The sequence below is a fragment of the Brevibacterium aurantiacum genome (assembly GCF_003932995.1).
Taxonomy (GTDB): domain Bacteria; phylum Actinomycetota; class Actinomycetes; order Actinomycetales; family Brevibacteriaceae; genus Brevibacterium; species Brevibacterium aurantiacum.
Map to the genome: position 1 here is coordinate 2,192,350 of NZ_CP025333.1, position 12,456 is coordinate 2,204,805.

Annotated in this window: 11 protein-coding genes; 3 read left to right on the forward strand and 8 right to left on the reverse strand. The window is 63.8% G+C overall.

Annotated features, from left to right (window positions below):
• Positions 1–32: 32 nt before the first annotated feature.
• Positions 33–1,010, reverse strand: coding sequence for a heme o synthase (locus CXR25_RS10255; RefSeq protein WP_009881367.1), 978 nt, complete (start codon positions 1,008–1,010; stop codon positions 33–35).
• Positions 1,011–1,283: 273 nt separating this feature from the next.
• Between CXR25_RS10255 and tkt the strand changes: the two genes are divergently transcribed.
• The 3 genes from tkt to CXR25_RS10270 are packed head-to-tail and all read left to right on the forward strand — an operon-like array spanning position 1,284 to position 6,084.
• Positions 1,284–3,365 (forward strand): transketolase, encoded by a 2,082-nt coding sequence (gene tkt / locus CXR25_RS10260; protein WP_096145586.1) that lies wholly within the window; start codon positions 1,284–1,286, stop codon positions 3,363–3,365.
• On the forward strand, positions 3,362–4,465 hold the full coding sequence (tal, locus tag CXR25_RS10265) for a transaldolase (RefSeq protein ID WP_009881369.1): 1,104 nt from the start codon (positions 3,362–3,364) through the stop codon (positions 4,463–4,465). Before tkt ends, tal begins: the two co-directional genes overlap by 4 nt.
• Positions 4,462–6,084: a glucose-6-phosphate isomerase gene (locus CXR25_RS10270; RefSeq protein WP_125240540.1), complete on the forward strand. Its 1,623-nt coding sequence runs from the start codon at positions 4,462–4,464 to the stop codon at positions 6,082–6,084. The genes tal and CXR25_RS10270 overlap by 4 nt, the downstream gene beginning before the upstream one ends.
• A 121-nt stretch (positions 6,085–6,205) precedes the next feature.
• Here the strand turns inward: CXR25_RS10270 and secG are convergent, their stop codons facing one another.
• The 7 genes from secG to rapZ are packed head-to-tail and all read right to left on the reverse strand — an operon-like array spanning position 6,206 to position 12,423.
• Positions 6,206–6,451: a preprotein translocase subunit SecG gene (gene secG / locus CXR25_RS10275; RefSeq protein ID WP_009881371.1), complete on the reverse strand. Its 246-nt coding sequence runs from the start codon at positions 6,449–6,451 to the stop codon at positions 6,206–6,208.
• A gap of 43 nt (positions 6,452–6,494) precedes the next feature.
• Entirely contained in the window at positions 6,495–7,280 is a 786-nt protein-coding gene (tpiA, locus tag CXR25_RS10280; RefSeq protein ID WP_009881372.1) for a triose-phosphate isomerase, read from the reverse strand.
• Positions 7,281–7,294: 14 nt separating this feature from the next.
• The gene (locus tag CXR25_RS10285; RefSeq protein WP_101598270.1) at positions 7,295–8,512 is read right to left on the reverse strand and encodes a phosphoglycerate kinase; all 1,218 of its coding nucleotides are present in this window, start codon (positions 8,510–8,512) and stop codon (positions 7,295–7,297) included.
• Entirely contained in the window at positions 8,509–9,510 is a 1,002-nt protein-coding gene (gap, locus tag CXR25_RS10290) for a type I glyceraldehyde-3-phosphate dehydrogenase (protein WP_009881374.1), read from the reverse strand. The genes CXR25_RS10285 and gap overlap by 4 nt, the downstream gene beginning before the upstream one ends.
• 9 nt (positions 9,511–9,519) lie before the next feature.
• Positions 9,520–10,503 carry a DNA-binding protein WhiA gene (gene whiA, locus CXR25_RS10295; protein WP_009881375.1) on the reverse strand — a complete coding sequence of 328 codons (984 nt, stop codon included), beginning with the start codon at positions 10,501–10,503 and terminating at the stop codon, positions 9,520–9,522.
• 26 nt (positions 10,504–10,529) lie between these two features.
• The gene (locus CXR25_RS10300) at positions 10,530–11,525 is read right to left on the reverse strand and encodes a gluconeogenesis factor YvcK family protein (RefSeq protein WP_009881376.1); all 996 of its coding nucleotides are present in this window, start codon (positions 11,523–11,525) and stop codon (positions 10,530–10,532) included.
• Between the two features lies 1 nt (position 11,526).
• Entirely contained in the window at positions 11,527–12,423 is an 897-nt protein-coding gene (gene rapZ / locus CXR25_RS10305) for an RNase adapter RapZ (RefSeq protein ID WP_009881377.1), read from the reverse strand.
• Between the last annotated feature and the right edge of the window lie 33 nt (positions 12,424–12,456).

Genomic DNA, 12,456 nt, shown 5'->3' on the forward strand with positions numbered 1-12,456 from the left:
ACCGTTACTCGGCCGGGCTTACGAGCAGCGACTTACCAGAAGCCGGGGAGAACGAACGGGTCGATTGCGACTGCGAGGAAGAGCAGCGACAGGTAGGTGATCGAGCCGTGGAAGACCTTCATCGCCTTCAGTGATGTTCCGCTCTTACCCTTCTTCGCCCGAGAGACGAGGGCGTAGCAGGAGAACAGGAACCAAGCGCCGGCGAGAACAGCCACAGCCGTGTAGACGGGGCCCATGGGGGCAAGCGGAATGAGTGCCAGCGAGCACAGCACCATGGCCCAGGTGTACGCGATCATCTGGCGACCGACGTTCGTCGGCGGCACCTTCGACGGCAGCATCGGAACGTCTGCGGCGTCATAGTCGGCCTTGTATTTGATCGCCAGCGGCCAGTAGTGCGGCGGGGTCCAGAAGAAGACTACGAGGAACAGGAGGAGCGCTTCCCATGCGAGTCCGCCGGTGACAGCGGACCAGCCGATGAGGACGGGCATGCAGCCCGCGGCGCCGCCCCAGACGATGTTCTGCGTGGTGCGACGTTTGAGGATCAGCGTGTAGAAGACCGCGTAGAGCAGGATCGCACAAGCGGTGAGGCCGGCGGTCACCCAGTTGGTGGTGCCGCCGAGCCAGAAGATCGATCCCAGGCCCAGGGCAAAGGCAAAGATGAGTGCGGCCCGGGGCGTGATCTCACCAGTCACGAGCGGACGGTGCTTGGTCCGTTCCATCTTCGCGTCGATGTCACGGTCGACATAGCAGTTGAACACCGAAGCGGAGGCGGCAGCTGCCGCGCCGCCGATGAGCGTGTTGATGACCAGCCAGATATTCGGCATTCCCTGCGCGGCGAGGAACATCACCGGAGCGGTGGTCACCAGCAGGAGTTCGATCACTCGAGGCTTGGTCAGTGCAATGTAGGCACTGATGATCGAGCGGGGACGTTTTGAGAGTCGCTCCTCGTCGATTGCCCTCTGCAGAGGGCGTTCACTCTGCGTGTCCTGGTTCTGACGAAGTTCACTCACGCACTCGATTCTACCCTCTGTCGAATATTTTGCCAGTCGGTGGCGGATGCGTTTCGGAGTCCGATTCTGGAGCCGAAAGGAGCACTGGACCAGAAAGGAACAGCGGGATCCAGATGATGCCGCCGACCGCCGCAAACAGGAACCAACACCTCGCTGCTGAGCACCACTGCGGTCGCGATCTCAGCGTTGGTGATCTCACCCCTCGCGTTTATCACCCGGCACGGTAGAGTTTGAGTGCACGCCTCTAAGACGAACGAAGGATCGCTCGAAGACATGAACTCCCTGTCCTGGACAGAACTCGACAACCGCGCAGTCGACACCGCCCGCCTCCTCGCCGCAGATGCAGTGCAGAAGGCCGGACACGGTCACCCCGGAACCGCGATGAGTCTCGCTCCCGTTGCTCACTATCTCTACCAGCACGGTCTCAAGCATGATCCCGCCGATCCGACCTGGGCAGGCCGTGATCGCTTCGTTCTCTCCTGTGGGCACAGCTCACTGACCCAGTACGTCCAGCTCTACCTCTCGGGCTTCGGTCTTGAGCTCGACGATCTGAAGGCGCTGCGCACCTGGGGTTCTCTGACTCCAGGCCACCCCGAGGTGGGACACACCGCCGGTGTCGAGATCACCACGGGACCACTGGGCTCCGGGCTTGCCTCCGCGGTGGGAATGGCCATGGCCTCCCGTCGCGAACGCGGTCTCTTTGACCCTGAGGCTGCTCCGGGCGCCTCTCCCTTCGACCATTCCGTTGTGGTTCTCGCCTCCGATGGTGACCTCGAAGAAGGCGTCTCCGGTGAGGCTTCCTCCTTGGCCGGAACCCAGGAACTGTCGAACCTGGTCGTCATCTGGGACGATAACCGGATCTCGATCGAAGATGACACCGCGATCGCCTTCAGCGAGGACACTGCCGCCCGCTATGCGGCCTACGGCTGGCACGTCCAGCACGTCGACTTCCGCGCCGGTGACGAATACAACGAAGACCTGAACGCTTTCCATGCAGCGATGGAGGCTGCGAAGGCAGATTCCCGTCCGTCCTTCATCCGTCTCTCGACGATCATCGCCTGGCCCGCTCCGAATGCGCAGAACACCGGCGGCTCGCACGGTTCCGCACTCGGCGACGACGAGATCAAGGCAACCAAGGAGATCCTCGGCTTCGACCCCGAGCAGAAATTCGAGGTTCCCGCCGAGGTGCTCAACCACACCCGTTCAGCACTGGACCGCGGTCGCAGCGCCCACATCGAGTGGGACGAGTCCTACACTGCGTGGCGCGAGGCTAACCCCGCCAATGCCGAGCTCTTCGATCGTCTGGCCAAGCGCGAACTGCCAGCAGATCTTGACGACCAGTTCCCAGTGTTCGAAACCAGCGACAAGGGCATCGCGACCCGCGCCGCCTCCGGACAGGTTCTCAATGCCATCGCCGCAACCATGCCCGAGCTGTGGGGCGGCTCGGCCGACCTGGCAGGCTCGAACAACACGCTGATCAAGGGCGACCCGAGCTTCCTGCCCGAGCATCGTTCGACCGGCGCATTCTCCGGCAATGAGTACGGGCGCAACATCCACTTCGGTGTCCGCGAATTCTCTGCCGGACTCATCGGCAACGGCATCGCCCTCCACGGCGGAACTCGCCCCTACAGCGGCACCTTCCTCGTCTTCAGCGACTACCAGCGTCCAGCCATCCGTCTGGCCGCCCTGCAGCAGCTGCCCAACGTCTTCGTGTGGACTCACGATTCGATCGGCCTCGGCGAAGACGGACCCACCCACCAGCCGATCGAGCACCTCTCCGCACTGCGTGCGATTCCCGGTCTCGACCTGGTCCGCCCTGCCGATGCGAACGAGACCTCGGTCGTCTGGCGCAAGGTTCTCGACCGCACCGACGGCCCCAGCGGGCTCGTGCTCACCCGTCAGGCCGTTCCGGTCCTCGACCGTGAGAAGTACGCTCCCGCCTCCGAGGCTGCTCGTGGCGGCTATGTCCTCCTCGACACTGCCGACGAGCCCGAGGTCGCCATCCTCGCCAGCGGTTCCGAGGTCGCCATCGCGATCGCCGCTGCCGAGGAGCTGCAGGCCGCAGGCACCGCTGCACGCGTCATCTCGATGCCGTGCCAGGAGTGGTTCGACGCGCAGCCCGCGGACTACCGTGCAGCGGTCCTCCCCGGTGGCCTGAAGGCGCGTGTGAGCATCGAAGCCGCATCGGCGATGAGCTGGCACAAGTACCTCGGCGATGCCGGTCGTGCCGTGTCGATCGAGCACTTCGGTGCCTCTGCCGACTACGCGACCCTGTATGAGAAGTTCGGAATCACCCCGGCCGCGGTCGTTACTGCCGCCAAGGAATCGATCGCAGCGGCGAAGGCGGACGCATGAGCACCAATCTGACGAAGCTGAGCGAGCACGGTGTCTCCATCTGGCTCGATGATCTGTCACGGACTCGCCTCGAGTCCGGTGATCTGGCACGACTCATCGAGGACTCGAACGTCACCGGAGTGACGACGAATCCGACGATCTTCGCCAATGCCATCGCCGGATCCGACAGCTATGACTCCACGCTTGCCGAACTCGGCGCCGACAAGGTCACCGCCGATGAGGCGATCGAATCACTGACCACCTCGGATGTCGCAGCGGCCGCCCGACTCTTCCGCCCCGTCTATGACGCCACCAACGGCGACGACGGGCGGGTGTCGATCGAGGTCGCTCCCCCATTGGCACACGATGCCGAGGGTACAGTCGCGGCGGCGAAGGCCCTGTGGGAACGAGTCGGCGAACCCAATGCGATGATCAAGATCCCGGCGACCGAAGCCGGACTGCGTGCGATCTCTGAGACGATCGCCGCGGGCATCAGCGTCAACGTCACCCTGGTGTTCTCGCTCACTCGCTACCGCCACGTCGTCGAAGCGTTCCTCCAGGGGCTGGAGAAGGCTCGAGCGGCGGGACATGACCTCAGCCAGATCAAGTCGGTGGCCTCGATCTTTGTCTCTCGCGTGGACGCGGAAATCGACGCACGCTTGGATGGCCTCGATGATCCGGCCGGAGCTGAGCTCAAGGGCCGTGCAGGCATCGCGAACTGCGTCCTGGCCCATGAGATCCATTCGCAGCTGTTCACCTCCGAGCGGTTCCGGGTCCTCGAGCTTGCCGGTGCCACACCGCAGCGGCTGCTGTGGGCTTCGACCGGAGTCAAGAACCCCGACTACCCGGACACCATGTATGTCTCGGGGCTGGTGTCTGCGAACACCGTGAACACGATGCCAGAACCCACGATGCAGGCATTTGCCGATCACGGCGAGGTCACTGCCGAGATCTCGCCGGAGAACTACCGGGCCGCCGATGAGGTCTTCGACCGTTTGGCGCGGCTTGGAATCGACTATGCGGAGGTGATGACCGTGCTTGAGACTCAGGGACTTGAGAAGTTCGACGTCAGCTGGGCGGAGCTGCAGGAGACGATTCGCACAGCATTGGACCGGGCATGAGACTGCAGCACAGCGTCCCGGTCACCGAGGACTACGAAGCCGAAGCAGCTCGCCTCCTCGAATCACGTGTGCCCTCCCGCCTGGGTGCCAAAGATTCCACGTTGTTCACCGGCGCCGTGGATACTGTGCAGCGCATGGGCTGGGTGGATCTGCCGCAGAGGGCTGCGCAGCTCGTCGACGAGATCGAATCTCTGCGCTCCCGGCTGGAGGCACAGGGACTGCGTTCCATCAGCCTGACCGGGATGGGCGGTTCGTCCCTGGCCCCTGAGGTTATGGCCGAGGCCGCCGGAGTCAGACTCGAAGTGGTCGACTCCACCGACCCTAACCAGGTCGCCGAGGCGATCGGGACCGATCTGTCCCACACCGTGCTCATCGTCGCGTCCAAGTCTGGAACGACGATCGAGACGGATGCGATCCGCCGAGCCTTCTCCGCGGCCTTCGAATCGGTGGGCATCGATCCCGCATCGCGCCTGATCGCGATCACCGATCCGGGTACAGAACTCGACGAATTGGCCACAGAGCAGGGCTTCCTGGCCACCTTCCACGCGGATCCGACGGTGGGAGGCCGCTACAGCGCATTGTCGGCCTTCGGTCTCGTCCCAGCAGGTCTCGCAGGCGTCGACATCCGCGCGATCGCAGACTCGGCGGCAGCGGCCGTCGACGGGTTCGCAGCCGATGCACCTGACAATCCCGCCCTGCAGTTCGGGACCTGGTTGGGCATCGGGCATGCCCGGGCGACAGAGAAGCTCGTGCTCGCGGAGACCACACCCGCATTGTCGGGATTGAGCAAATGGGTCGAGCAGCTCGTGGCCGAATCCCTGGGCAAGGACGGCCAGGGAATCCTGCCCGTCGTTGTCGACGGAACCGGCGACGTCGGCTTCTCTGATGCCCGAGCAGACGCCATGCTGTGCACCCTGGGTCCTGCCACCGACGTCACGGCGCCATCAGGCTTCGATTCCGACCTCGACGGTGACCTTGGCGAGCTGTTCGTGTTCTGGGAGTTCGCGACTGCCATTGCCGGATACAGCATCGGCGTCGACCCCTTCGACCAGCCGGATGTGGAGTCGGCGAAGGCACATGCCAGGCAGGCTCTCTCACAGGGCTCGTCGAGCGCACCCGCGCAGCCGGCGTTCCGCGAGGAGCAGATCGAAGTCTTCGGCGAGTTCGACGAAGCCACCGACCTCGTCGGTGCCATCGGCGAACTCTTTGCACAGGTCGATGAATACGGTTATGTCGGTGTGCAGGCGTTCCTCGACCGCATCGCCGATGCCCATGCCGAGGACCTTCGCGCACTGGTCTCCCAGCATGCGGGTGTGCAGACCACATTCGGGTTCGGGCCTCGGTACCTGCATTCGACGGGTCAGTACCACAAAGGCGGCCACCCCAACGGTGTGTATCTGCAGATCACTGCGGATCCCCGGACGGATCTGCTGGTTCCCGGACGCCGCTATGGCTTCACCGAACTGCAGCGGGCGCAGGCTCTCGGCGATGCCGCGGCATTGCAGGAGAAGGGCCGTCCCGTCCTCCGCGTTCATCTGCTCGACCGCGCACAGGGCCTCGAGCAGCTGGGTCGCGCGATCGCAGCTGTCGAGCCGAAACATCATTTCGGTGTCGACTGACTGACGACGGTCTCACCGACCGCCTAGTCAGCTGAAATCATCTGCTGACGACGAAGGACCCTGACCACATGGTCAGGGTCCTTCGTCGTATTACGTGGTTCGTGCTTCCAGTCAGACGCACTCAGGCATTGAAGCGGGTGATGAGACCCAGCAGAATGATGCATGCGCCCCAGATGATCGCCATCAGGGTCGTGAACCGGTTGAGGTTGCGCTCGGCGACACCCGAGGATCCCAGCGATGAGGACATGCCTCCACCGAACATGTCTGACATGCCTCCGCCCTTGCCTTTGTGCATGAGGATGAGGAGTGTCAGGAAGATGCTCGTGATGACGAGCAGCACGATGAGTATGATGTTGAGGATTTCCACGTCGAGAACTACCTATATTTCGTCAGAGGATGTCTTGGTCAGTCTACTTTGCCACTGCGGCCTTGCACAAAGCGGCGAAATCGGGCCCGTTGAGGCTCGCTCCCCCGACAAGTGCGCCGTCGACATCGTCGGATGCGAGGATCTCGGCGACGTTGTCGGTCTTGACCGAACCACCGTAGAGGATCCGCGTGCTCGACGCCAGTGCGGAACCGTACTTCTCTTCCAGGTGGGCTCGGATGGCCGCCGCCATCTCTGCAGCGTCGTCGGCCGTCGCGGTCTCCCCTGTGCCGATTGCCCAGACAGGTTCGTAGGCGATGACGATCCCTTCCAGCGCTGCCGAGTCGAAGCCGCTCAGGGATTCTTCGAGCTGCGTGAGGGTGAAGTCCACATGTGTCTTCTCCTGACGCTGTTCCAATGACTCGCCGATGCACAGGATGGGCGTGATGTCCTGAGCCAGCGCCGCCTTGACCTTGGCCGCGACGACGTCGTTGGTCTCATGATTGTTCGCCCGCCGTTCGCTGTGTCCGATCACGACGTAGGTGCAGCCGAGGCGGGACAGGAACGAAGCGGCGATCTCTCCGGTGTGAGCGCCTGGTTCGTACTGGGAGACGTCCTGTGCCCCGTAGGTCAGCCACAGTTTGTCGCCCTGGATGAGTGTCTGCACGGACCGGATGTCGGTGAACGGAGGAATCACGACGACGTCGCACTGTGTTCCGTCGAGTTTGGCGTCCTCGAGTGCCCAGGCAAGTTTCTGGACGCTCGAGATCGCTTCGAGGTGATCGTGGTTCATCTTCCAGTTGCCGGCCAGAAGCAGGGTGCGGTCGCTCATTGTCGTCTTCTTTCTCACGCGAGTGCTTCGAGTCCGGGCAGCGTCTTGCCTTCGAGGTATTCGAGGCTGGCGCCGCCACCGGTGGAGATATGGCCGAACTCGTCGTCGGCGAAGCCGAGCGTGCGCACGGCCGCTGCCGAGTCGCCGCCGCCGACGACGGTCAGACGTGCACTGTCAGATCCTGCCTGGTCCGTCAGTGCGGATGCGACGGCCTTGGTCCCGGCGGAGAAGGCCGGGAACTCGAATACTCCCATGGGGCCGTTCCAGAACACGGTGGTCGAGTTCGAGATGACGTCGGCGTATGCCTGCGCCGAGTCGGGCCCGATGTCGAGGCCCAGTCCCTGCGCACCGGCAGGCGTGGATTCGAGATCCGCGATCGGACACACCCAGTTCTCGGCCTCGGCTGCGAATGACGCGGCCATGACGATATCCGTGGGCAACACGATGTTCGCACCCCCGGCCTCGGCACGTTCGAGGTAGCCCTTGACGTCGTCGACGCGGTCCTTCTCCACGAGGCTGGACCCGATGTCGTGGCCGAGCGCGGCGAGGAAGGTGAAGACCATTCCCCCTCCGATGAGGAGGTTGTCAGCCCGATCGATGAGATTGTCGATGACGCCGAGCTTGTCGGACACCTTCGACCCGCCGAGGACGACGGTGAAGGGCGACTGCGGGGAGTTCAGCAGACGGTCGCTGACTTCGACCTCGGCCCGGACGAGAGATCCGGCGTAGTGGGGCAGCAGAGCCGCGATGTCGTAGACCGAGGCCTGCTTGCGGTGGACGACTCCGAAGCCGTCGGAGACGAAGTCGTCTGCCAGTTCGGCCAGCTGAGCGGCGAAGGCCTGCCGTTCGCTGTCGTCTTTGGAGGTCTCGCCCGGATTGAAGCGCAGGTTCTCGAGCAGGAGAACCTCACCGTCGGCCAATGCCGCTGCTTTGGTCCTTGCCTCCTCACCGACGGTGTCGGCGGCGAAGGCGACATCGCGGCCGATCGCCTTCGCGAGCTCGGGAGCCAGCGGATGCAGCGAGAACTGCGGGTCGGGTTCCCCCTTGGGTCGACCCAGGTGAGACATGACGATCACCCGCGCCCCCGCCTCGGCGAGGGCCTTGATCGTGCCGGCCGAGGCCAGGATGCGACCACGGTCGGTGATCGTGCCCTCATCCATCGGCACGTTCAGGTCACTGCGAACGAGGACCGTGCGGTGGGAGAAGATCTGCGGGTCGTCGTAAGTCCTCATTTGTTCCTTTCGCCGAGAATGTAGCTGACCATGTCCTTGAGGCGGTTGGTGTAGCCCCATTCGTTGTCATACCAGGCAACGACCTTGATCTGGTTCCCAAGCGTCATCGTGAGCTGGGAATCCACGATCGCCGAGGCGGTGGTGCCGACGATGTCGGTCGACACCAGAGGTGCCGTGCTGTATTCGAGGTAGGGCGAGGATTCCGCGGCCTTGGCCAAGATCTCGTTGACCTCTTCGGTCGTGGCGTTCTTCTTCGGGGTGAAGGTGAAGTCGATGATCGATCCGGCGGGGACGGGAACGCGGACTGCGAGGCCGTCGAGTTTGCCGGCCAGGTGCGGCATCACCTTGCCGACGGTGCGTGCGGCACCGGTCGTCGTCGGGACGATGTTCACGGCTGCGGCACGAGCACGACGCAGGTCCCGGTGGGGCCCGTCGACGAGCATCTGGTCACCGGTGTAGGCATGGACGGTGTTGAGCAGGCCGGATTCGACCCCAAGAGCGTCGTCGACGGCCTTGACGATGGTGGCCATGCAGTTCGTCGTGCAGGAGGCGTTGGAGACGACGGTGTGCTGGGCCGGGTCGAAGTCGGCTTCGTTGACGCCCATGACGAAGGTTCCGTCGACGTCCTTGCCCGGAGCCGAAAGCACAACGGTCTTCACGGTTCCACCGAGGTGGACCTCGGCTTGGTCGCGGCGGGTGAATCGTCCGGTGGACTCGACGACGAGTTCGACCTCGTGTGCCGACCAGTCGATCTCGGCTGGGTCGGCCTGGCTGAGCACGGAGATGGTGGTCCCATCGACGGTCAGTGTCTCGTCGCTGGCTTCGACGGTGTGGTCGAAGCGCGGCCACACGGAGTCATAGGCCAGCAGGTGGGCCAGTGTCTGTGTGTCGGTGAGGTCATTGATGGCCACGACTTGGAAGTCGGAGCCGGGTTCGAGGGATAGACGGTACAGGGCACGACCGATGCGGCCGAAGCCGTTGATGGCGATTCGTCTCATGACTCGATCTTAACGATCTTCGAGCATTTCCGGGGTGAGACTGGCCTCTGTGCCGGGAATTCCCAGATCTTCGGCATGTTTGTCGGCGGTGGACAGCAGGCGGCGGATACGACCGGCCACGGCATCTTTGGTCATCGGCGGATCGGCCAGTTGACCCAGTTCCTCCAAGGATGCCTGCTTGTGCGTCACGCGCAGCTGGCCGGCATAGCGCAGGTGTTCGGGAACCTCGTCGCCGAGGATCTCCAGGGCACGTTCGACTCTGGCTCCGGCCGCGACTGCGGCGCGGGCTGAGCGACGCAGGTTCGCATCGTCGAAGTTGGCCAGCCGGTTCGCTGTGGCGCGGACCTCGCGCCGCATCCGACGTTCTTCCCACACGAGCACGGCGCTGTGGGAACCCATGCGGGTCAGCAGTGCCGCAATGTCGTCGCCATCGCGGATGACGACACGGTCGACTCCGCGCACTTCGCGGGCCTTCGCACTCAGTCCCAGGCGCCGAGCGGCACCAACGAGAGCAAGTGCTGCCTCTGGGCCGGGGCAGGTGACTTCCAGCGCGGAGGAGCGCCCGGGTTCAGTCAATGATCCGTGGGCGAGGAATGCGCCGCGCCAAGCGGCTTCGGCATCGGCGACGGACCCGTTGACGATCGCTGAGGGCAGGCCGCGGACGGGGCGTCCGCGGTTGTCCACGAGACCGGTCTGGCGGGCCAGGGCACCGCCGTCACGGGTGACGCGCAGAAGGTAGCGGTTGGAACGGCGGATTCCGGCGGCGTTGATGACGACGATGTCGGCATATTGGCCGTAGAGGTCCTTGATCTCGCTGCGGAGACGTTTGGCCGCCTGTGCGGTGTCGAGTTCGGCCTCGAGGACGATCGATCCGTTGACGAGGTGGAGTGCAGAGGAGAAACGGAAGATCGCAGACACTTCGGCTTTGCGAGCAGAAGTGCGGGTGATCTTCACCCGTGCCAACTCATCCTTGACCTGAGCGGTCAGTGCCATTGTTCGTCCTCCTGCAACTGAATTGGTTACCACTGCTCGTCCACGCCGATCCCGGCGTCCACCAACATGTCACGGTAACACGCGGCGAGCTTGAGGCTGTCATGCTGTCCTGCCCGGCGAGAGTGCAGTGGACGGGCCCAGAGTTTGGCATTGAACATCTCCCTGGCGCACCGCTCAAGCTCAGGTTCTGCAAGGGTTGCCGCCTCGTCGACGAGCACATAGCTCAGCTCGAGGGAAGGGGCATGCCTGTGCAGTGACATGAGGTGCTCGCTGAGACTGAGATCTCTCGTTTCTCCGTCGCTGGACCCGAGATTCAAGGTGAGGGACTTCACTGCAGAGGATCGTTCGATGGCAGCGGCGAGGGATGGAACCAGGAGATGCGGCATCACCGAGGTGTACCAGGATCCGGGGCCGAGGTTGAGCACATCGGCTTCGGCGACGGCTTCGATCGTTTCGTGTCGTGCCGGTGGGTCGGGTGGATCGAGCCGCACGGTCTCAACGTGGCCGAGGGTCGAGGCGAGTACGGACTGCCCGCGCACGACCTGGAAGGATCCGGGGAACTTCACATCGGCTTCGATCGTCAGCGGGACCGATGACATCGGCAGAACTCGACCGTGGGCGCGCAGAAGCTTGGCCATCCAGTCGAGGCCGGCGACGTGGTCGCCGTGGATCTGCCACAGGGCGGAGATGAGCAGGTTGCCCACGGAATGTCCGCTGAGCTCACCGTCGGAGTCGAAGCGGTGCTGGATCACATCGCGCCAGGTCTTGCCCCAGTTCCCGTCATCGCAGAGGGCTGCCAATGCCATGCGCAGGTCTCCAGGGGGCAGACCACCGAGTTCGTCGCGGAGCCGACCGGAGGAGCCTCCGTCATCGGCCACCGTGACGACTGCGGTCAGCGACTCGGTGAGCAGACGGAACGCACGCAGGGCGGCGTAGAGGCCGTGTCCTCCGCCGAAGGAGACGATCTTGGGTCCCTTGTCCTTGACGGAGGGGATGATCTGAGGGAGATCCTCGGTCTCCATCTCACTCTCTCCCCAGATCGCGGTGGCGCACTGTGACCGGAATGCCGGTCTGCGCGGCGAGGCTCTTGGCGACACGTTCGCTGATCGCGACCGAACGGTGCTTGCCGCCGGTGCAGCCGATGCCGATCATCGCGTAGCCACGGCCTTCGTGGAGGTAGCCCTGCGAGACGGTGTCCAAGGTCGCGGTGTAGCGTTCGATGAATTCTTCGGCGCCGTTCTGTCCCAGCACGAAGTCCGCGACATCGGAGTCCAGCCCGTTGTTGCCACGCAGGTGCGGGATCCAATAGGGGTTGGGCAGGAAACGGACATCGGCGACGTGGTCAGCATCCTTCGGCAGCCCGTATTTGAAGCCGAAGCTCATCACGGTCAGGCGCAGCAGCGGGGTGTCGATGGTGCTGAAGCGTTTGCGTACCTGAGCCGAGAGCTGGTGAACGTTGAGTTCCGAGGTGTCGATGATGATGTCGGCACGGTGTTTGAGGGATTCGAGTGCCGAGCGTTCACCTTCGATGCCTTCCAGCAGCGTGCCCTCGCCCTGGAGCGGGTGCGGCCTGCGCGTTGATTCGAAGCGCCGGACGAGGACCTCGTCGGCGGCATCGAGATAGAGGATGCGCAGCGAGAGACCCTGATCGATGAAGTCGCTGATCGTCTCTTCGAGTTCTGTGTACTTCGCTCGGCCCTTCGAATCAGTGACGATGGCGATCTTCGGCACCGCCCCGTCTGCACGGGCGACGAGTTCGACGAGGGTGCGCATCATCTGCGGCGGCAGGTTGTCGACGACGTACCAGTCCATGTCCTCAAGCACGTTGGCCACGGTGGTCCGTCCTGCTCCGGACATTCCGGTCACGAGGACGACCTCGATGGGATGGTCGGCACCGTTTGATTCGGCCTGCGTACTCACACGTCCTCCTGGGGCTGCGCGGTTGAAGACAGC